We start from the raw sequence: 20478 nt of genomic DNA on the forward strand, positions 1-20478 counted from the left end.
TTGAGTTCGGCGCCCAGCTCCGCGAGCTGGACGCGGTTGTTGACGCCGGCGACCAGGGCGCTGTCGTCGACGCGCTGGGCGTGGACGGCCTGCCCGTCGCCGCGCAGGATCGAAATGACGTCGGTCAGGTAAAGCTCCTGTTGGGCGTTGTTGGAGCTCAGCCGGCTCAGCGCGGAGCGCAGCGCCGCGACGTCGAAGGCGTAGACGCCGGTGTTGACCTCGCGGATTTCACGCTGGAAGGGTGTCGCGTCGGCGTGTTCCACGATCGCGGTGACCTCGTTGTCCTGGGTGCGCAGGATGCGGCCGTACCCGGTGGGATCGGCGAGCGTCGTCGTGAGCACGGTCGCGGCGGCCGATCCCGCGTTGTGGGTCGCGATCAGGTCGGCCACGGTGTCGGAGTCCAGCAGCGGCGTATCACCGGAGGTCACGACGACCACGCCGGCGTAGTCGTCGGGCAGCGCCGACAGGCCGCACAGCACCGCGTGGCCGGTACCCAGCGGGCGGTCCTGCAGGGCGACCTCGATGCCGCGCCCCAGGTCGTCCGCCCACCCGGCGACCAGCGGGGAGATGCGCTGGTGGTCGTGGCCCAGGACCACGACCAGGTGTTGCGGCGCGACCTTGGTGATCGCGTGCAGCAGGTGGGACAGCATGCTGCGACCGCCGATCGTGTGCAGCACCTTGGGGGTGTCCGACCGCATCCGGGTGCCGGGCCCGGCCGCGAGCACCAGGACCGCGGTATCACCACGAGACGCCATCAACTCTCCTCAACCCCGGCGTGCGCGTTGGCACGACGACCCGCCGTCAAGCGTGGCACTTCACCTGATGTTGACGCAAAGACCGCGCCCTGGGCGATCTCATGTCGCCTCGCCGACCGCGGGGGCCCAAGCTCCGTCGCCAGGACTCGAACCTGAACTATCTGAACCAAAATCAGAGGTGCTGCCGATTACACCACGACGGATTGCAAGCCCCATGGGCCAGCGCCACCAACAGACTTTAGACGGTGTGCGGGCGGATCGCGGCGCCGAGGGAAAGAGGCGCGGTTCGGTGCGGGCGACCCTATACGCTGATTGACGTGGCTGTTCTCGATAAGGAGCCGGACAAAGAGGCGCGCGCGCCGCGCGCCCGGATGACCGGTACCGAGCGCCGGCAACAACTCATCGGCATCGCACGCTCGCTATTCGCCGAGCGCGGTTACGAGGGCACCTCCATCGAGGAGATCGCGCTACGCGCCAACGTGTCCAAGCCGGTCGTCTACGAACATTTCGGCGGCAAGGAGGGGCTCTACGCCGTGGTCGTCGACCGCGAGATGTCGGCGCTGCTGGACGGGATCACCTCGTCGTTGACCAACAACCGTTCGCGGGTGCGGGTCGAGCGGGTCGCGCTGGCGCTGCTCACGTACGTCGAAGAGCGCACCGACGGCTTCCGCATCATGATTCGCGACTCACCGGCCGCCATCAGCTCGGGCACCTACTCCAGCCTGCTCAACGACGCCGTCAACCAGGTCAGCTCCATCCTGGCCGGCGACTTCGCCCGCCGCGGCCTCGACCCCGAGCTGGCGCCGCTGTACGCGCAGGCGCTGGTGGGCTCGGTGTCGATGACGGCGCAGTGGTGGCTCGATACGCGCGAGCCCAAGAAAGAAGTGGTCGCGGCGCACCTGGTCAACCTGATGTGGAACGGGCTGACCCACCTGGAAGCCGACCCCCGGCTGCAGGACGGCTAGAGACTCGTCCGGCGGCGTGACGTTCGGGGCGGTTCCCGTCCAGCAGGTTCACTCGGTCAGCGTCACACCTACCGCGACGACCGGCCGGGGAAACCGCTCCGCGGCGCAAGCTTCGTCGAGCGCCTCCTCGATGACGGCGGCCAGCTCGTCGAGACCGAGTTTCCAATCGCCGGCAACGTACGGGCGGGCCTGGTCACCGCCTACGTGCACTTCCGTCAGGATGAGGCCGTGCCGGGCGCGGACGTCCGCCATGGCGGCGATCGTCCGGCGGATCGCCTCGCCGTAGCTGGTCCCGGGTGCCCCAGAATCCAGTCGGCAGTGCAGGCCCACGAGGTCGAAGGTGGGCCGCGCCGGGCCCCGCCGTCGCTGGCCGGCGACGTGGGGAGCCGCGACGGGCGAGTCCAGCACGATGCGCCCGACACCGACGCCCACCGCGTCGCGCAACATGTCGGGCGATCCCGGGTGCGCGACGATGCGCGCCGGGTCCGCCCCCGCGGCGAGGGCGACCGCCAACTCGCCGGCCGAGCGGACGCCGATGCCGAGGCCCTCTTCGCTCGCCCTGCGCGCGACTTCGGTGGTCAGCGGCGACCTTCCGAAGTAGACGACGCGTGCACCCCGCAACGTTTTGCGCCAACGGCGGGCGCGATCCCGGAAATCGGACTCGTCGGCGACACCGCCCGGGGCGTGCAGTCTGGCACCGGCGCGTAGCAGCGGCGCCGGGTGGCCCAGGGACGGCAGGAGGTCCAGCAAAGTCATGAATCCAACGTGCGCCCGCGCGGGGCCGCAGACGGCTTTCCTAACGATCCCTTGACGGCGCCGGGCTCGAAATTGACGAATTCTGGCGCCCCTAGAATGGATTCATCATGACCGCACCGGGGCCTGCTAGCCCAGAACCCCCGATCGCGGGGCTCGTTGAATTGGCGCTCACCGCGCCGACCTTCCAGCAACTGATCGAAAGCGCGGCCGAGCGACCGGCCGAGCTTCACCTGGTGGGTCCAGCCAGCGCACGGCTCTTCGTCGCCAGCGCGCTGGAGCGGTTGGGTCCTCTGCTTGTAGTCACCGCGACCGGGCGTGAAGCCGACGACCTGACCGCCGAACTGCGCGGCGTCTTCGGCGACGCCGTGGCGGCCTTCCCGTCCTGGGAGACCCTGCCGCACGAGCGGCTCTCTCCGGGGGTCGACACCGTCGGCGCCCGGCTGACGGTGCTGCGAAGGCTGGCTCACCCCGACGACGCGCGGTTGGGTCCACCGCTGCGCGTCGTGGTGACCGCGGTGCGCTCGCTGCTGCAGCCGATGACGCCGCAGCTGGGCCTCGTCGAGCCGGTCACGTTCACCGTCGGCCAGGAGATCGCCTTCGAGGAGGTGGTCGCCCGGCTGGTCGAGCTGGCCTACACCCGGGTCGACATGGTCGGCCGGCGCGGCGAATTCGCCGTGCGCGGCGGGATTCTCGACGTCTTCCCGCCCACCGCCGAGCACCCGGTGCGCGTCGAGTTCTGGGGGGACGAGGTCAGCGAGATGCGGATGTTCGCCGTCGCCGACCAGCGCTCGATACCCGAGATCGAGGTCGAAACCGTGATTGCGGTGGCCTGCCGCGAGCTGCTCCTGACCGACGACGTGCGGGAGCGGGCCGCCGCGCTGGCCGCCCGGCACTCCGGGACCCAGCCCGCCATCACCGGCAGCGTTACCGACATGCTGGCCAAGCTGGGCGAGGGCATCGCGGTCGACGGCATGGAGGCGCTGCTGCCCGTCCTACGGCCCGGCGAACACGTGCTGCTGACCGACCAACTGGCCGAGGGCACGCCGGTGCTGCTGTGTGACCCCGAAAAAGTACGCACCCGGGCCGCCGACCTGATCAAGACCGGCAGCGAGTTCCTCGAGGCGTCGTGGTCCGTCGCGGCGCTGGGCACCGACGCGCCCGTCGACGTTGAGCAGTTCGGCGGGTCGGGGTTCGCCGAACTGGACGACGTGCGCGCCGCGGCGGCGAAGTCCGGTCATCCCTGGTGGACGTTGAGCCAGTTGTCCGACGAGTCGGCCGTGGAGCTCGACGTGCGCGCGGCGCCGTCGGCCCGCGGGCATCAGCACGACATCGATGGGATCTTCGCGATGTTGCGCGCGCACGTCTCGACCGGTGGCTACGCCGCGGTCGTCGCCCCCGGCGCGGGCACCGCCCACCGGGTCGTCGAGCGGTTGGCCGACTCCGACACCCCCGCCGCGATGCTGGAACCGGGCGCGGCCGACACCACGCTCAAGCCGGGGATCGTCAGCGTCCTCAAGGGCCCGCTGCACGACGGTGTCGTCATCCCCGGCGCCAACCTGGTCGTCATCACCGAGACCGACCTGACCGGCAGCCGGGCCACCGCCGTCGAGGGCAAGCGGCTGGCGGCCAAGCGGCGCAACACCGTCGATCCGTTGGCGCTGACGGCAGGCGACCTGGTGGTGCACGACCAGCACGGCATCGGCCGGTTCGTCGAGATGACCGAGCGCACGGTCGGCGGCGCGCGGCGCGAGTACCTGGTGCTGGAGTACGCGTCCAGCAAGCGCGGCGGCGGGTCCGACAAGCTCTACGTCCCGATGGACTCGCTGGACCAGCTTTCCCGGTACGTCGGCGGGCAGGCGCCCGCGCTGAGCAAGCTGGGCGGCAGCGACTGGGCCAACACCAAGACCAAGGCCCGCCGCGCCGTGCGCGAAATCGCCGGCGAGCTGGTCGCGCTGTATGCGAAACGGCAGGCCAGCGCCGGGCACGCGTTCGCGCCCGACACCCCGTGGCAGGCCGAGATGGAGGACGCGTTCGGCTTCACCGAGACCGTCGACCAGCTCACCGCGATCACCGAGGTCAAGGCGGACATGGAGAAGCCGATCCCGATGGACCGGGTGATCTGCGGCGACGTCGGCTACGGCAAGACCGAGATCGCGGTGCGGGCGGCGTTCAAGGCCGTCCAGGACGGCAAGCAGGTCGCCGTGCTGGTACCCACCACGCTGCTGGCCGACCAGCACCTGCAGACGTTCACCGACCGCATGGCCGGGTTCCCGGTGACCGTCAAGGGGCTCTCCCGGTTCACCGACAACGCCGAGTCCCGCGCCGTGATCGAGGGCCTGGCCGACGGGTCGGTGGACGTGGTGATCGGCACGCACCGGCTGTTGCAGACCGGGGTGCGCTGGAAGGACCTGGGCCTGGTCGTCGTCGACGAGGAGCAGCGGTTCGGCGTCGAGCACAAGGAGCACATCAAGTCGCTGCGGACGCACGTCGACGTGCTGACCATGAGCGCCACGCCGATTCCGCGCACGCTGGAGATGAGCCTGGCCGGGATCCGCGAGATGTCGACGATCCTGACCCCGCCCGAAGAGCGCTATCCGGTGCTGACCTATGTCGGGCCGCACGACGACAAGCAGGTGGCCGCCGCCTTGCGGCGCGAACTGCTGCGCGACGGGCAGGTCTTCTACGTGCACAACCGGGTGAGCTCCATCGACCGGACGGCGGCCCGGATCCGCGAGCTGGTGCCGGAGGCGCGGGTGGTCGTCGCGCACGGGCAGATGCCCGAGGAGCGGCTGGAACGCACCGTGCAGGGGTTCTGGAACCGCGAGTACGACATCCTGGTGTGCACGACGATCGTGGAGACCGGGCTGGACATCTCCAACGCCAACACGCTGATCGTCGAGCGCGCCGACACCTTCGGGCTTTCGCAGCTGCATCAGCTGCGTGGCCGGGTGGGGCGCAGCCGCGAGCGGGGTTACGCCTACTTCCTGTATCCGCCGCACGCCCCGCTGACCGAGACGGCCTACGACCGGTTGGCGACCATCGCGCAGAACAACGAGCTGGGCGCGGGCATGGCGGTCGCGCTGAAAGACCTCGAAATCCGTGGCGCCGGCAACGTGCTGGGCGTCGAGCAGTCCGGGCACGTCGCCGGGGTCGGATTCGACCTGTACGTGCGACTGGTGGGCGAGGCCGTGGAGGCCTACCGGGCGGCGGCCGACGGCCAGACCGTCACCACCGCCGAGGAGCCCAAGGACGTGCGGATCGACCTGCCGGTGGACGCCCACCTGCCGCCGGACTACATCGCCAGCGACCGGCTACGGCTGGAGGCCTATCGGCGGCTGGCCGCGGCGGGCTCGGACAACGAGATCGCGGCCGTGATCGAGGAACTCGTCGACCGCTACGGTGCGTTGCCCGAGCCGGCCCTGCGCCTGGTGGCGGTCGCGCGGTTGCGGCTGCTGTGCCGGGCCGCCGGCATCACCGAGGTGTCGGCCCCGTCCGCGGCGACCGTGCGGCTGTCGCCGATAACACTGCCCGATTCGGCCCAGGTGCGCCTGAAGCGGATGTATCCCGCCGCGAACTACCGGGCCACGACCTCCACGGTGCAGGTGCCCATCCCGCGGGCCGGGGGTGTCGGTGCGGCGCGCATCCGCGACGTCGAGCTGGTGCAGATGGTGGCCGACCTGGTGACGGCGCTGCAAGGTAAACCCCAGACCGATATTGGTATAACGAGTTCACCTGCAGCGATGGCCAGTGAGGAGCGACAGGCGCGATGATCCGCGGCGGCGACGATGCAGTGGGGGTACCACCCGCTTGCGGGGGACGAAGCGATGGGGTGGGGGCACCACCCGCTCGCGGGGGAGAGCGACGCTCATGATCGTCGTCTTGTTCGACCCGCGCCGCCCGTCGCTGGTGCCGGTCGAGGCCATCGAACACCTCAGCGGTGAAGTGCAGTACACCGAGGAGATGCCCGTCGCGGTGCCGTGGTCGCTGCCCGCTGCGCGTCCGGTGCACGCCGGGGACCCCGACGATCCGGCGCCGGTGCTGCTGTCCTCGGATCCCGAGCATCCCGCCGTCACCGCCCGGCTGGCGGCCGGCGCCCGGCTGATTTCCGCGCCGGAGACGCCGCGCGGCGAACGACTGGTCGACGTGGTGGCCATGATGGACAAGCTGCGCACCGCCGGGCCGTGGGAGAGTGAGCAAACCCACGACTCGCTGCGCAAGTTCCTGCTGGAGGAGACCTACGAACTGCTGGACGCGGTCCGCAGCGGCAGCGCCGACCAGCTGCGCGAAGAACTCGGCGACGTGTTGCTGCAGGTGCTCTTTCACGCGCGCATCGCGGAGGACGCCCCGCAATTCCCCTTCACCATCGATGACGTCGCCGTCACGCTGATGCGAAAGTTGGGCAATCGGGTTCCGGGTGTGCTTGCGGGTCAGACCATTTCACTCGAAGAGCAATTGGCCCAATGGGAAGAGCGCAAGGCGGCCGAAAAGCCGCGAAAATACGTGATGGACGAGGTGCATACCGGGCAGCCGGCGTTGGCGTTGGCTCAGAAGGTGATTCAGCGTGCCGAGAAGGCCGGCCTGCCCGCCGATCTCATTCCCGCCGAGATCACCTCCATCGCGGTGTCGGCCGACGGTGACGCGGAAAGCGCGCTGCGCACGGCGGTTCTGGAGTTCGTGGACACGGTCCGGGCGGTCGAGCGGGCGATCGCCGCGACGCGCCGCGGCGCGGATGTTCCGGAGGAATTCGACGTCGCCCCGCTCGGCGAGGTCACCGAAGAGGAGTGGCGTGAGCACTGGCCGTCGGACGAGGTGGTCGACGAGCCTGCTGGGGGTGCGGTTGCCGATGACGCCTGACCGCCAAAGCTGCGTCAGCTAACCGATAATTGGCCGAAATCCCGCGCTCGAGCCCCGATACGCCCGGGCAGCACCGCAACCCATGGGACGATGGTTGTGCGGAAGTTGGTGCAGGGGAATCGAGGGAGCTTTAACCAGCATGGTGTCGCCGAGGCGTTGGTTGCGCGCGGCCGCCGTGATAGGCGCGACCGCGATGCTGCTGGCCTCCAGTTGCACGTGGCAGCTCAGCCTGTTCATCCCGGAGGGCGTCCCGCCGCCTGCCGGCGCTCCGGTGCCGCCGGTGGACACGCACGCCAGCGGTCGGCCCGCGGACCAGCTTCGGGCCTGGGCCGAACAGCGCTCCACGACCCTGGAGATCCCGGTAATCGCGCTGGAGGCCTACGCGTACGCCGCCCGGGTCGCCGAGGTCGAGAACCCGAAGTGCCATATCGCGTGGACCACACTGGCGGGCATCGGGCAGGTCGAGAGCCACCACGGCACCTATCGCGGCGCGCGGCTGGCGCCCAACGGTGACGTGAGCCCGCCCATTCGCGGTGTCCGCCTGGACGGCAGCGGCGGCACTCTGCGCATCGTCGACAGCGAGGAACCGGTGACGGACGACGACGGGGTGGTGCGGGCCATGGGGCCGATGCAGTTCATCCCCGAGACCTGGCGGTTGTACGGCGTCGACGCCCACAACGACGGCCGCCTAAGCCCCGACAACATCGACGACGCCGCGCTCGCGGCCGCGGGTTACCTGTGTTGGCGGGGAAAGGATTTAGCGACGCCGCGCGGCTGGATAACCGCGCTGCGGGCCTACAACAATTCCGGCGTCTACGCGCGCGCGGTGCGCGACTGGGCGACCGCTTATGCGGCCGGTCACCCGCTGTAGCAGGATGTACCAGGCTCTACGCTAACGGCGGCGAGGCCGGCACCAGCTACGACGCAAGGAGAAACTCAGTGCCGATTATCGAGCAGGTCGGGGCCCGCGAGATCCTCGATTCCCGCGGCAACCCGACGGTCGAGGTCGAGATTGCCCTGATCGACGGGACCTTCGCCCGCGCGGCGGTGCCGTCCGGCGCGTCGACCGGTGAGCACGAGGCCCACGAGTTGCGTGACGGCGGTGAGCGTTACGGCGGCAAGGGCGTGCGAAAGGCCGTGCAAGCCGTCCTCGACGAGATCGGCCCTGCGGTGATCGGGCTCAACGCCGACGACCAGCGACTGGTGGACCAGGCGCTGGTCGACCTGGACGGCACCCCGGACAAGTCCCGGCTGGGCGCCAACGCAATACTGGGCGTGTCGCTGGCCGTCGCCAAAGCGGCCGCCGACTCGGCTGAGCTGCCGCTGTTCCGCTATGTCGGCGGACCCAACGCCCACATCCTGCCGGTGCCGATGATGAACATCGTCAACGGCGGTGCGCACGCCCACACCGCTGTCGACATCCAGGAGTTCATGGTGGCGCCGATCGGCGCCCCCAGTTTCAGTGAGGCGCTGCGCTGGGGCGCCGAGGTGTACCACTCACTCAAATCGGTGCTGCAGAAGCAGGGGTTGAGCACGGCCCTGGGTGACGAGGGCGGGTTCGCCCCGGACGTGGCCCACACCAAAGCGGCCCTGGACCTAATCTGCCAGGGCATCGACTCGGCGGGTCTGAAGCTCGGTACCGATGTGGCGCTGGCCATCGACGCGGCGGCCACCGAGTTCTATAACGCGGGCACCGGATACATCTTCGAGGGCAGCACCCGCAGCACCGACCACATGACGGAGTTCTATGCCGACCTGCTCGGCTCCTACCCGCTGATCTCGATCGAAGACCCGCTCTCCGAAGACGATTGGGAAGGTTGGGCGGCGCTGACGGCGGCGATCGGCGACCGCGTCCAGATCGTTGGCGACGACATCTTCGTCACCAATCCCGAGCGCCTGGAAGAGGGTATCGAAAAGGGCGTGGCAAACGCGTTGCTGGTCAAGGTCAACCAGATCGGCACGCTGACCGAGACCCTCGACGCGGTCGCGCTGGCGCATCACAGCGGGTACCGCACGATGATGAGCCATCGCAGCGGCGAAACAGAAGACACCACGATCGCCGATCTGGCGGTGGCCGTCGGCAGCGGGCAGATCAAGACCGGCGCACCCGCCCGCAGTGAGCGCGTCGCCAAGTACAACCAGCTGCTGCGGATCGAGGAAGCGCTGGGCGACGCCGCCCGCTACGCCGGCGATCTGGCGTTCCCGCGGTATGCGCCGGAGGCCAAATAGCTTGTCCGCCAAGCCGGATCCGAAACGGCGCTCCCCGGCATCGCGTCCGGGGAAGGCCGGGGATTCGGTTCGGCGCCGCCGCACGGCCAAGCCCTCTTCCAAGCCGTCCCGAACCGGGAAGCAGCCCAGCGCACGGTCGGCCGAGCATGTCGTCGAGCCCATCAAGCGCCAGGCGGTCGAATCGGTCGAACAGCGCTCCGAGCAGCGGCTGGGTTTCACCGCGCGGCGGGCGGCGGTGCTCGCCGCGGTCGTCTGCGTGCTGACGCTCACCATCGCCGGCCCGGTGCGGACCTACTTCGCGCAGCGCACGGAGATGAATCAGTTGATGGCAAGCGAAGCCGCGTTGCGCGCTCAGATCGCCGAACTCGAGCAGAAGAAGGCGAAACTCGGTGATCCGGCCTACATCGCCGCGCAGGCCCGCGAGCGGCTCGGGTTCGTGAAGCCGGGCGACATCCCGTTCCAGGTCCAGCTTCCGCCGACCGCGGCGACACCTTCCGAGCCGGGAAGCCAGGCGGCGAAACCGGCCAACGGCGATCCCTGGTACACGTCGCTCTGGCACACCATCGCCGACGCGCCGCACCTGCCGCCGGCGAATGTTCCCCCGGCCGAAGTCCCGCCCGCCCCGTCGGAACCGGGCCCAGCCGGTCCCGTTCCGCCGGGCCCGCCGAACCCCACGGCGCCCGGTGGTTGATCGTGACGACCTGGAGGCCGTGGCGCGTCAGCTCGGGCGTGAGCCGCGCGGCGTCCTCGAGATTGCCTACCGCTGCCCCAACGGCGAGCCCGGCGTGGTGAAGACCGCACCGAAACTTCCTGACGGGACACCGTTTCCGACGCTCTACTACCTGACACATCCGGTGTTGACCGCGGCCGCGAGCAGGCTGGAAACGACGGGCTTGATGCGTGAGATGACCGAGCGGCTGCGGCATGACCCGGAATTGGCGGCCGCGTACCGGCGAGCGCATGAGTCATATCTGGCCGAACGAGACGCGATCGAGCCGCTGGGGACAACGTTTTCCGGTGGCGGAATGCCGGACCGGGTCAAGTGCCTGCATGTGCTGATCGCGCACTCGCTGGCCAAGGGACCCGGCTGCAATCCGCTCGGTGATGAGGCGCTGGCGATCCTGGCCCCCGAACCCGCCATGGCGGGCGTTTTGGTGGCGGGCCAATGGTGAGCAGGCTCGCCGGAATCGACTGCGGCACCAACTCGATTCGGTTGTTGATCGCCGATGTGGCCGACGGCCGGCTGCGCGACGTGCATCGGGAGACCCGGATCGTGCGGCTGGGACAGGGCGTCGACGCGACGGGCCAGTTCGCGCCGGAAGCGATCGCCCGGACCCGGGACGCTTTGACCGATTACGCGTCGCTGCTCGAGCGCCATGGCGTCGAGCGGGTGCGGATGGTGGCCACGTCGGCGGCTCGCGACGTCGCCAATCGTGATGTCTTCTTTGCGATGTCGGCCGACGTGTTGGGTGCCGTGGTGCCCGGCGCGGTGGCGGAGGTGATCACCGGCGCCGAGGAGGCCGCCCTTTCCTTCCGTGGAGCCGTCGGCGAATTAGATCCTGCGGCAGGGCCTTTCGTCGTCGTGGACCTGGGCGGCGGTTCTACCGAGATCGTCGTAGGCGGCGACAAGGTGGTGGCGAGTTACTCGGCCGACATCGGTTGTGTCCGGCTGACCGAACGCTGCCTGCACTCGGACCCGCCGACGCCCGACGAGGTGGAGGCGGCCCGCGCGGTGGTGCGCGAGGGTCTTGACGTCGCGCTGGGCGTCGTGCCGGTGGAAGGGGCGCGGACGTGGGTGGGGCTGGCCGGCACGATGACGACGCTGTCCGCGCTGGCCCACAACATGACGGCGTATGACTCTGCGGCCATTCATCTTTCGCGCGTCCCCGGCGGCGATCTGCTGGCGGTGTGCGAGCGGTTGATCGCGATGTCCCGATCCGAGCGTGCGGCGCTCCCGCCGATGCACGAAGGGCGTGCCGACGTGATCGGCGGGGGCGCGATCGTCGTGGAGGAGCTGGCGCGCGAGCTGCGCACCCGTGCCGGCATCGACGAGCTGACCGTCAGCGAGCGTGACATCCTGGACGGCATCGTGCTGTCGATTGCGCAGTAGGTCACAGCAGTCACTTGCGTCATCGCGCCGGGACATTCGACGATTTGCCCGCCTCATAGCGACAAACTCGGGATGTCAGACCGGTATGCGATGGTGCGGCGATGAATCTTCAGGGAATCGAACTGCGTTACGTGCTCACGACATACCTCGCGCACAATGGGCCAGCAACCATCGGCGAAATGATCGAGGCTCTCACCCGGCATGGTTTTCACGTTCCCGGTAGGGCCTCGAAGGTCATTTCGGACGCCTTGCGTTGGGAGATCGGCCGAGACAGGGTGCGTCGCGTCGGCCGCGGCCGGTACGCGTCGAGGGTGATCCCGCGCTCTACCGAATACCGAATCCATCAGCGCGTGCTGGCTCTGCGTGAGGCGGCGCGTTGTCGCTATGAGGCGGGCAATTTGTCGAATGCTCCGGCATGGAGGCGCACGTGACAGATGTGACCGCCGCCCACCGCGGCGTGGGAGCTCACGCCTCGAAGCGATAACCCATGCCCGACTCGGTCAACAGGTGCTTGGGGTGCGATGGGTCGTCCTCGAGTTTGCGTCGCAACTGCGCTAAATAGACACGCAGGTAATGCGTTTCGGTGGCGTATGCCGGGCCCCACACCTCTTTGAGAAGCTCTTCACGGCCGACCAGCTTGCCGCGATTGCGTACCAGCACTTCGAGCATTCCCCATTCGGTCGGGGTGAGATGGACCTCCCCGCCGTTCTTGGTGACCTTCTTGGCTGCCAGATCGACGGTGAACGCCTCCGTCTCGACCACCGGCTGCTCCAGCTCGGAGGCCGCGGCATTGCGCCGGACGGCCGCCCGCAGCCGGGCCAAAAACTCGTCCATTCCAAAGGGTTTCGTGACGTAGTCGTCGGCCCCGGCGTCGAGGGCCTCCACCTTGTCCGACGAGTCGGTGCGCGCCGACAGCACGATCACCGGCGCAGTGAGCCAACCCCGCAGCCCGGCCAGCACCTCGATACCGGTGACGTCGGGCAGGCCCAGGTCGAGGATCACCACGTCCGGCTTGTGCTCGGCGGCGGCCCGCAGCGCGCCGGCACCGCTCGACGCGGTGATCACCTCGTATCCCCGCACCGACAGGTTGATGCGCAGCGCCCGCAGGATCTGCGGCTCGTCGTCTATCACCAACACCCGAGTCATCGCTCACCTATCGCTTCCGGGGCAGCCAATTCCACCGTCACGGTCAGCCCGCCGCCCGGGGTGTCACCGGCCGCGATGGTGCCGCCCATCGCTTCGACGAAGCCCCGCGCAACCGACATGCCCAGACCCACCCCCGTGCTGTTGTCCTGATCGCCGAGGCGCTGGAACGCCTCGAAGATCTGCTCCTCGGTCCCGTGCGGAATTCCGGGGCCCTCGTCGATGACGTTGATCAGGACCCGATCGCCCACGCGTCCCGCGTTGACACGAACCACACAGTCGGGTGCGTAGCGCAGCGCATTGTCGATCAGGTTGGCGAGAACACGTTCCAGCAGCCCAGCGTCGGCCACGGCCACGGCGTCACCCACGTCGACCTTCACCCGATCGATGGCGGATCGGTAGAAACCCGTGGCGCCCTTGCCGATGCTGATCAGCGCCCGTTGCACCGTTTCCTCCAGGTACACCCTGCGTAGGTCGGGGTGTACGACGCCGGCCGCCAGGCGCGACGAATCAAGAAGGTTCCCGACCAACGCGGTCAGCTGGTCGATAGATTCCTCGATGGTCGCCAGCAGTTCCGCCGTGTCGGCGGGCGAAAAGGCGACGTCCTCGGCGCGCAAGCTGGACACCGCGACCTTGGCCGCGGCCAGCGGCGTGCGCAGGTCGTGGCTGACCGCAGACAACAGCGAGCGGCGCAGCTCGTCGGCGCGCACGATCGCCTCGGCCCGGCTGGCTTCCTCGGCCAGCTCGCGCTGCCGGATCAGGCCCGCGGCCTGCTTGGCCACCGCACTCAGCACCCGGCGATCGCGCGCGGAAAGCTTCTTGCCGGCCAACAACATCCAGAACTCGTCGTCGCCGACCTCGATCGCGGTGTCGGCGGAATCGACGGCGGCACAAGGATCCCTGCCCACGCAGGCGACGACCTCGGCCTTTCTGCCGCCGGAACGATCCTCCTCGCCGGGTTCGCGCAGCATACTGACCGCCCGTTGGGAGTAAGTCTCGCGCACGCGCTCGAGCAGTGTCTCGAGATCGGCACCGCGCAATACCGAGCCCGCGAACAGGATCAGCAGCTCAGCCTCCTGTGAGGCGCGCCGGGCCTCCCGGGTGCGTTTGGTTGCACCGTCGACGAGAACGGCGACCGCGACCGCTACCAGCAGCAGCACCAGTTCGGTGACGGCGGCATCGGGTTCGGCGATGGTGAAGGTATGCCGGGGGGCGGTCAGGAAGTAGTTCAGCAGCAGGCTGGACAGCACGGCCGAGACTACAGCCGGCGCAACGCCTCCCAGCAGTCCCACCAGCAGCACTCCGACGAAGAACAGTGCGCTGTCGCCGCTAGTGCCCAGATACGGATCGAGCGCTGCGACGATCACCGCGCAGATGGCCGACGGCACGATGATGGCCGCCAGCCATGACGCCACCCGCCGCTCGCTGGGCGCCAGTGACGAGGCGCGAAAGCCGCGTTTGGATTCCTCGTGGGTGACCAGGTGCACGTCGATCTTCCCCGACTGCTCGACGATCCTGGCGCCGATGCCTTCCTCGAAGATCCGTCCCCACCGCGATCGCCGCGAAGTGCCGATCACCAGCTGGGTGGCGTTCATCTCGCGGGCGAAATCGAGTAATGCCGTGGGGATGTCGTCACCGACCACGGTATGCAGCGAGGCGTCCAGGCTGCTCGCCATCTCGCGAATCTTCGCCATCCGCGCCTCCGACAGGCCGGCCAGCCCATCACCGCGGATCACATGCACCACCATCAACTCGGCGCTGGACTTCGAAGCGATCCGGGAAGCCCGACGCACCAACGTTTCCGACTCCGGGCCGCCGGTGACCGCCACCACGACCCGCTCGCGGGCCTCCCACATATCGGTGATCTTGTTCTCGGCGCGGTATTTGGCGAGCGCGGTGTCGACCTGGTCGGCCAGCCAGAGCAGTGCCAATTCTCGTAAGGCGGTGAGGTTTCCGCGTCGGAAGTAATTCGACAGCGCCGCATCGATCCGCTCGGCGGCGTAGACGTTTCCGTGGGAAAGCCTGCGGCGCAACGCCTCCGGCGTGATGTCGATCAGTTCGACCTGCGAGGCCTGCCGGACGATGGAATCCGGGATCGTCTCTTTCTGCTCGATACCGGTGATCTGGGCGACGACGTCGTTGAGGCTCTCCAAGTGCTGGACATTGACGGTGGAGATCACCGTGATCCCGGCGCCCAGCAATTCCTCGACGTCCTGCCAGCGCTTGGCGTTCTTGCTGCCCGGGGTATTGGTGTGCGCGAGTTCGTCGACGAGAACGACTTGCGGTTTGCGAGCGAGGACGGCCGGAACGTCGAGCTCGGGGAAGGTGCCGCCGCGATATTCGATGTAGCGCGGCGGAACGAACTCGATGCCCTCAAGCAGCTCAGCCGTTTTCGCCCTGCCGTGCGTCTCGATCACGCCGGCCACGAGGTCGGTTCCGCGTTCGAGCCGGCGATGAGCCTCGCCCAGCATCGCGTACGTCTTGCCCACCCCCGGGGCTGAGCCGAGGTAAATCCGCAGCTCGCCACGCTTGGGACGGTGGTCAACGACACTCACGTCAACCATCATCCCCCTATCGCCCTAGCTCGAGACCGGATATTTGTGATCGAGTGCCAGGTTGAGTTGCAACACATTGACGCACGATTCACCGAAAAACCCGAGGGTGCGGCCGCTTCGATGCTGCGCCAACACCGCACGTATCTGATCGGGGCTGACATGGCGGGCCCTCGCGATCCTGGCGACCTGGAGATCGGCGTAGGCCGGTGAGATGTCGGGGTCGAGGCCGCTGCCGCTGGCTGTGACGGCGTCGGCGGGCACGGCCGGGTTAGCGGGTGCGGCGCCGCGGACGGGCACGATCTGACCGATCGTGTAGTCCTCGCCGTACTTGGCGCACTCGACCCGCACACCCTCGTAGAGCGCCAGGAACGGCGTCGCCGCCTGACACGGCTCGTTGACACTGACCACCCGGGTGGGATGGACGACGTTCCCCCGGGCGTCGCGGGGTCCGATCACCGACAGGACGGCACCCACGCCCCCGCCCGTGCAGAACGGCCGCGAACCGTCGACCCCTTCGAGCCGGCCCACTGCGGCGCTGCGTGAACAGACCGTCGTCAGCAGGCTCGGCTTGAATCCGGCATCCGACGCGGACTTGCCGGCCGACAATTGGGCGGGATCGGCGGGTGTGTCGACGATGCTTTCCGGCCCGAGATTGCTCGCGCCCGACGACAACGGGTCGTAGCCGTTGCCTGCCGCCGAGGGCCGGCTCTGAAAGTATTGGGGCAGCGGGTTACCGGCCTTGTCGGTGAACAGCTGACCGATCAGCCGGCTGCCGAGCGGCTTCCCTTCGGCGGTCAGGATCGACCCGTTGGCCTTGTCCTGCAGCCCCGGTATCTGCGCGACCAGCCAGACGAACAGCGGGTAGGCGATGCCGGTGATCGCGGTGAGCACCAGCAGCGTACGTAAGGCCGCCCAGTGCATGCGGACGAAATTCGAGAAGCTCATGTCAGGACATCCCCGGGACGAATTGGACGATCAGGTCGATCAACTTGATTCCGACGAACGGGGCGACGATGCCGCCCAGGCCGTAGATATATAGATTGCGGCTCAACAGCTTTGACGCGCTGCTCGGTGTGTAGCGCACGCCGCGCAGCGACAGCGGGATCAGCGCCACGATCACGAGCGCGTTGAAGATCACCGCCGACAGGATCGCCGACTCGGGGCTGTGTAGTCGCATGATGTTGATCGTGTCCAGCCCGGGGAAGAGGGCGACGAACATGGCCGGGATGATCGCGAAATACTTTGCGATGTCGTTGGCGATCGAGAAGGTGGTCAATGCGCCGCGGGTGATCAGCAGCTGCTTGCCGATCTCGACAATTTCGATGAGCTTGGTGGGGTCGGAGTCGAGGTCGACCATGTTGCCCGCCTCTTTGGCGGCCGACGTGCCGGTGTTCATCGCCACGCCCACGTCGGCCTGAGCCAACGCCGGCGCATCGTTGGTGCCGTCGCCGGTCATCGCGACCAGCTTGCCGCCCTCCTGCTCCCGCTTGATCAGCTCGAGTTTGTCCTCGGGCGTCGCCTCGGCGAGGAAGTCGTCGACGCCGGCCTCATCGGCGATCGCCCTGGCGGTCAAGGGATTGTCGCCGGTGATCATCACCGTCCGGATGCCCATCCTGCGCATCTCGTCGAATCGATCGCGCATACCTTGCTTGACGACGTCCTTGAGGTGGATGACGCCCAGCACCGCCGCCTCGCCATCGCGGCTCTCCCCGACGACCAGCGGAGTGCCGCCGCCCGCCGAGATGCCGTCGACGAGCTCGCCGAGCTGCTGGGGAACCTTGCCGCCTTGGCCGCGGACCCATTCCGCGACGGAGCTGGCCGCGCCCTTGCGCAGCTGGTGTCCGTCGACGTCGACGCCGGACATCCGGGTGGCCGCCGAGAAAGTCACCCAGCGGGCGTGCGAGAGTTCACCGGGAGTGCGCGCACGTAGCCCAAAGTGCTGTTTGGCATACACGACGATCGAGCGTCCCTCGGGTGTTTCGTCGGCGAGGCTGGATAACTGGGCGGCGTCGGCCAGTTGTTGATCGGTGACGCCGTCGAGGGGGACGAAGGCGGCGGCCTGCCGATTGCCGAGCGTGATAGTCCCGGTTTTGTCGAGTAGCAACGTGTTGACGTCACCGGCGGCCTCGACCGCGCGTCCGGACATGGCGAGCACGTTGCGTTGCACCAGCCGATCCATGCCCGCGATGCCGATCGCAGAAAGCAGCGCGCCGATGGTCGTCGGGATCAAGCAGACCAGCAACGACACCATCACAATCCCGGTGACACCGTTTGCGTTGAGCGCCTGGGTGTCTGGGACGCCGGGATTGTTCATCTTCGAATAGATCGCCAACGGCTGCAGCGTGGCGACGGCGAAAACAAAGATGATCGTCAACGCGGCCAACAGGATGTTGAGCGCGATCTCGTTGGGCGTCTTCTGCCGGTTGGCACCCTCGACGAGCGCGATCATCCGGTCGATGAAGCTCTCCCCGGGCTTTTGGGTGATCCGCACGACGATGCGGTCGCTGAGCACGGTGGTTCCGCCGGTAACGGCCGAGCGGTCACCACCGGACTCGCGGATTACCGGTGCGGACTCGCCGGTGATCGCCGATTCGTCCACGGACGCAATGCCTTCGACGACGTCACCGTCACCCGGGATGACCTGCCCCGCCTCGACCACCACGAAGTCGCCCTGCTGCAACAGCGGCGCGGCGACCTCTTCTTCGACGGCCGGTGCGCCCGGCCGGTAATCCTTGAGTCGTCGCGCCAACGTCTGACTCTTGGCGCGGCGCAGCGTTTCGGCCTGGGCCTTGCCGCGGCCTTCGGCCACCGCCTCCGCGAGGTTGGCGAAAAACACCGTGAGCCATAGCCACCCCACGATCAACCACGCGAACCAGGTCGGGTTGATGATCGCCAGCGCGGTGCTCCAGGTGGCGCCGATCTCGACGATGAACATCACCGGGTTGCGCCATAAGGTACGGGGGTCAAGTTTGCGCAGGGCGTCCGGCGTCGACTTCCACAACATCTTCGGATCGAGCAAACCGCCCTGCACCCGTTTGGTGTTCGGGGAGTTGGCGGGCGGTGACTGCTCAGTCGGCTCGGCGGTGGTCGCGGTCATCAGTGAATTCCTTCAGCGAGAGGTCCGAGCGCCAGCATGGGCAGGAAGGTGAGGGCGACGAGGATCAGGGTCACCCCGGCGACCATTCCCACGAATTGTGGCCGGTGGGTGGGCAGCGTCCCGGCCGATTCCGGGGTTTGGCCTTGCCTGGCAAGCGAACCGGCCAGCGCGAGCACGAGCACGATCGGCAGGAACCTGCCGAAAACCATGGCCAGTCCGAGGGCGGTGTTGTACCAGGTGGTGTTGACGCTGATTCCGGCGAAAGCCGACCCGTTGTTGTTGGCCGCGGAGGTGAACGCGTACAGGACTTCCGACAGCCCGTGCGGCCCGGAGTTCAGCATGCCGGCACGTTCGCCGGGTAGCGCCATCGCGATCGCGGTTCCGGTCAGCACGATCAGCGGGGTGACCAGGAAATAGCTTGCCGCAAGCTTGATTTCGCGGGGATTGATCTTCTTGCCGAGATACTCGGGGGTGCGGCCGACCATCAGGCCCGCGACGAACACGGTGATCACCGCCAGGATCAGCATGCCGTAGAGGCCGGACCCGATGCCGCCGGGCGCGACCTCGCCGAGCTGCATGTTGAACATGGTCATCATGCCGCCGAGGCTGGTGTAGGAATCGTGGAAGGAGTCGACCGCGCCGGTGGAGGTAAGCGTCGTCGAGTCAGCGAACACCGCGGAGTTGGCGACGCCGAAGCGTTGCTCGACCCCCTCCATCGCCGAGCCGACCGCGGTCGGCACCGTGCCGTGGTGCCGCAGCTGGAACCACATCATGAACGTCATGCTGATCGCGCACAGCGAAGCCATGACCGATGCGATCGCATATCCCTGCTTCCTGCTGCCCACCATGCGCCCGAACGTGCGGGGCAGCGAGAAGCTGATGACCAGCAATAAGAAGATCTCCAGCCAGTTGGTCCAGGTGGTCGGGTTCTCGAACGGGTGGGCGGAATTCGCGTTGTAGAAGCCGCCGCCATTGGTGCCAAGTTCCTTGATGGCTTCCTGGCTGGCCACCGGGCCGCCGGTGATCGTCTGCTGCGCCCCGTTGAGTGCGGTGACCACCTGGTCGTTCAAGTGGAAGTTTTGAATCGCGCCGCCCGCGACCAGGAGGAGCGCGCCCAGGGTCGCGATGGGCAGCAGAATGCGCAGCGTGCCGCGCACCAGGTCGACCCAGAAGTTCCCCAGCTCGCCTGTGCGCGTGCGGGCGAATCCCCGCACCAGCGCGATGGCCACCGCCATGCCGACGGCGGCGGAAACGAAGTTCTGCACCGCGAGGCCGGCCATCTGTACGAGGTGGCCCTGTGTCGTTTCGCCGGAATAGGCCTGCCAGTTGGTGTTGGTGACGAAGCTGACGGCGGTGTTCCACGCCAGCGCCGGGGTCATCTTGGTGGCCGGATCGTGCAGATGCAGCGGCAATGTGCCCTGCACGAGTTGGAGCACGAATAAAAACAGGATGCTGATCGACGAGAACGCCAGCACACTGCGCGCGTAGGCACCCCACGTTTGCTCCGAGCTCGCGTCAACCCCGGTCAAGCGGTAGATGACCCGCTCGACGTAACCGTGCTTCGCCGACGTGTACACCCGGAACATGTAGTCGCCCAGGGGCACATGCACCGCGACCAGCGCCCCGACGAGGACGGCGAGAAAAACCAGTCCTGCCGTTGTTTCGCCCATCAGAAGCGCTCCGGGAAGAGCAGAGCGGCGCCGAGAAACAGCGCGAGAAGGACGGAAAGGGCTAAACCGACGATGTTTTCGTAGCTCACAGCCGCTCGACCAACTTCTGCACCACGCCCAGTACGGCGAAAATCGCCATCGTGAGCACGATGTACACCAACACGCCCATCTTGTCTCCGTTCCGCCCCGCTCACGTGCATACGAAAAGGCCTCGTCGAGGCAGCCACGGCGCTATCTCGGAGGCGAATTCAGCTTGAAATTAGTTGGCGCCGCGGGGCTAGGGCCTTTGGTTGACACTTTCCTAACGGCGTCGCGGGGCGCCTTTACGGTTTCTTAACGCTCGG

16 protein-coding genes, 1 tRNA gene and 2 pseudogenes are annotated in these 20478 nt (G+C 67.9%); 10 read left to right on the forward strand and 9 right to left on the reverse strand.

All coding sequences use genetic code 11. The features are described from left to right. The coding region (locus A5709_RS21215) for an NTP transferase domain-containing protein (RefSeq protein WP_156768120.1) at positions 1-755 on the reverse strand (755 nt) is incomplete at its 3' end. A 131-nt stretch (positions 756-886) separates the two neighbouring features. Then, a tRNA-Gln gene (locus A5709_RS21220) sits at positions 887-958 on the reverse strand. A gap of 168 nt (positions 959-1126) precedes the next feature. Here A5709_RS21220 and A5709_RS21225 point away from each other — a divergent pair. Beyond that, positions 1127-1720, forward strand: coding sequence for a TetR/AcrR family transcriptional regulator (locus A5709_RS21225; RefSeq protein ID WP_156673196.1), 594 nt, complete (start codon positions 1127-1129; stop codon positions 1718-1720). A 69-nt stretch (positions 1721-1789) separates the two neighbouring features. Here A5709_RS21225 and A5709_RS21230 read toward each other — a convergent pair. After that, positions 1790-2476: pseudogene (locus tag A5709_RS21230) on the reverse strand (diaminopimelate decarboxylase); the annotation flags it as partial. 107 nt (positions 2477-2583) lie between these two features. On the opposite strand from A5709_RS21230, the gene mfd reads away from it, so the two are divergent. From mfd to A5709_RS28965, 9 genes and pseudogenes are all read left to right on the forward strand, one after another. Continuing rightward, positions 2584-6246 (forward strand): transcription-repair coupling factor, encoded by a 3663-nt coding sequence (mfd, locus tag A5709_RS21235; protein WP_068122201.1) that lies wholly within the window; start codon positions 2584-2586, stop codon positions 6244-6246. Next, positions 6243-6317: pseudogene (locus A5709_RS29295) on the forward strand (hypothetical protein); the annotation flags it as partial. The gene mfd and the pseudogene A5709_RS29295, both read left to right, overlap by 4 nt. A 26-nt stretch (positions 6318-6343) precedes the next feature. Next, complete coding sequence (locus A5709_RS21240) at positions 6344-7330, forward strand: nucleoside triphosphate pyrophosphohydrolase (protein ID WP_068122204.1); 987 nt, start codon at positions 6344-6346, stop codon at positions 7328-7330. Positions 7331-7472: 142 nt separating this feature from the next. After that, the gene (locus A5709_RS21245; protein WP_156673195.1) at positions 7473-8201 is read left to right on the forward strand and encodes a lytic transglycosylase domain-containing protein; all 729 of its coding nucleotides are present in this window, start codon (positions 7473-7475) and stop codon (positions 8199-8201) included. A gap of 68 nt (positions 8202-8269) precedes the next feature. Continuing rightward, positions 8270-9559, forward strand: a complete 1290-nt coding sequence (gene eno / locus A5709_RS21250; protein WP_068122207.1) for a phosphopyruvate hydratase — start codon at positions 8270-8272, stop codon at positions 9557-9559. Position 9560: 1 nt separating this feature from the next. After that, on the forward strand, positions 9561-10250 hold the full coding sequence (locus A5709_RS21255; protein ID WP_156673192.1) for a septum formation initiator family protein: 690 nt from the start codon (positions 9561-9563) through the stop codon (positions 10248-10250). After that, complete coding sequence (locus A5709_RS21260; protein WP_068122210.1) at positions 10243-10731, forward strand: DUF501 domain-containing protein; 489 nt, start codon at positions 10243-10245, stop codon at positions 10729-10731. The genes A5709_RS21255 and A5709_RS21260 overlap by 8 nt, the downstream gene beginning before the upstream one ends. Further along, positions 10725-11669 carry a Ppx/GppA phosphatase family protein gene (locus A5709_RS21265; RefSeq protein WP_068122214.1) on the forward strand — a complete coding sequence of 315 codons (945 nt, stop codon included), beginning with the start codon at positions 10725-10727 and terminating at the stop codon, positions 11667-11669. Before A5709_RS21260 ends, A5709_RS21265 begins: the two co-directional genes overlap by 7 nt. 101 nt (positions 11670-11770) lie before the next feature. After that, a complete protein-coding gene (locus A5709_RS28965) occupies positions 11771-12100 on the forward strand; it encodes a hypothetical protein (protein WP_082953278.1) in 330 nt (109 codons plus the stop codon). Between the two features lie 34 nt (positions 12101-12134). Here the strand turns inward: A5709_RS28965 and A5709_RS21270 are convergent, their stop codons facing one another. From A5709_RS21270 to A5709_RS28540, 6 genes are read right to left on the reverse strand one after another with little or no spacing between them, the layout of a single operon-like run. Further along, complete coding sequence (locus A5709_RS21270; RefSeq protein WP_067942843.1) at positions 12135-12815, reverse strand: response regulator; 681 nt, start codon at positions 12813-12815, stop codon at positions 12135-12137. Next, positions 12812-15379: a sensor histidine kinase KdpD gene (locus tag A5709_RS21275; protein WP_068122217.1), complete on the reverse strand. Its 2568-nt coding sequence runs from the start codon at positions 15377-15379 to the stop codon at positions 12812-12814. Before A5709_RS21275 ends, A5709_RS21270 begins: the two co-directional genes overlap by 4 nt. Positions 15380-15391: 12 nt before the next feature. After that, complete coding sequence (locus A5709_RS21280) at positions 15392-16312, reverse strand: potassium-transporting ATPase subunit C (RefSeq protein ID WP_068122220.1); 921 nt, start codon at positions 16310-16312, stop codon at positions 15392-15394. Between the two features lies 1 nt (position 16313). After that, complete coding sequence (gene kdpB, locus A5709_RS21285) at positions 16314-18464, reverse strand: potassium-transporting ATPase subunit KdpB (protein ID WP_068122223.1); 2151 nt, start codon at positions 18462-18464, stop codon at positions 16314-16316. Next, positions 18464-20134, reverse strand: coding sequence for a potassium-transporting ATPase subunit KdpA (gene kdpA, locus A5709_RS21290; protein WP_068122227.1), 1671 nt, complete (start codon positions 20132-20134; stop codon positions 18464-18466). Before kdpA ends, kdpB begins: the two co-directional genes overlap by 1 nt. Continuing rightward, on the reverse strand, positions 20134-20334 hold the full coding sequence (locus A5709_RS28540) for a potassium-transporting ATPase subunit F (RefSeq protein WP_068122229.1): 201 nt from the start codon (positions 20332-20334) through the stop codon (positions 20134-20136). Before A5709_RS28540 ends, kdpA begins: the two co-directional genes overlap by 1 nt. Positions 20335-20478: the final 144 nt, after the last annotated feature.

Origin of the sequence: Mycobacterium sp. E1386, assembly GCF_001672745.1 — a bacterium.
In the GTDB taxonomy this organism is placed as follows: Bacteria; Actinomycetota; Actinomycetes; order Mycobacteriales; family Mycobacteriaceae; genus Mycobacterium.

What these genes read in the sequence shown, in the direction of transcription:
- A5709_RS21270 (WP_067942843.1), bottom strand. Translation starts at nt 12,815, where the DNA reads ATGACTCGGGTGTTGGTGATAGACGACGAGCCGCAGATCCTGCGGGCG.
- mfd (WP_068122201.1), top strand. Translation starts at nt 2,584, where the DNA reads ATGACCGCACCGGGGCCTGCTAGCCCAGAACCCCCGATCGCGGGGCTC.
- A5709_RS28965 (WP_082953278.1), top strand. Translation starts at nt 11,771, where the DNA reads ATGAATCTTCAGGGAATCGAACTGCGTTACGTGCTCACGACATACCTC.
- A5709_RS21225 (WP_156673196.1), top strand. Translation starts at nt 1,127, where the DNA reads ATGACCGGTACCGAGCGCCGGCAACAACTCATCGGCATCGCACGCTCG.
- A5709_RS28540 (WP_068122229.1), bottom strand. Translation starts at nt 20,334, where the DNA reads ATGCACGTGAGCGGGGCGGAACGGAGACAAGATGGGCGTGTTGGTGTA.
- A5709_RS21275 (WP_068122217.1), bottom strand. Translation starts at nt 15,379, where the DNA reads ATGATGGTTGACGTGAGTGTCGTTGACCACCGTCCCAAGCGTGGCGAG.
- kdpA (WP_068122227.1), bottom strand. Translation starts at nt 20,134, where the DNA reads ATGGGCGAAACAACGGCAGGACTGGTTTTTCTCGCCGTCCTCGTCGGG.
- A5709_RS21280 (WP_068122220.1), bottom strand. Translation starts at nt 16,312, where the DNA reads ATGAGCTTCTCGAATTTCGTCCGCATGCACTGGGCGGCCTTACGTACG.
- A5709_RS21240 (WP_068122204.1), top strand. Translation starts at nt 6,344, where the DNA reads ATGATCGTCGTCTTGTTCGACCCGCGCCGCCCGTCGCTGGTGCCGGTC.
- A5709_RS21265 (WP_068122214.1), top strand. Translation starts at nt 10,725, where the DNA reads ATGGTGAGCAGGCTCGCCGGAATCGACTGCGGCACCAACTCGATTCGG.
- kdpB (WP_068122223.1), bottom strand. Translation starts at nt 18,464, where the DNA reads ATGACCGCGACCACCGCCGAGCCGACTGAGCAGTCACCGCCCGCCAAC.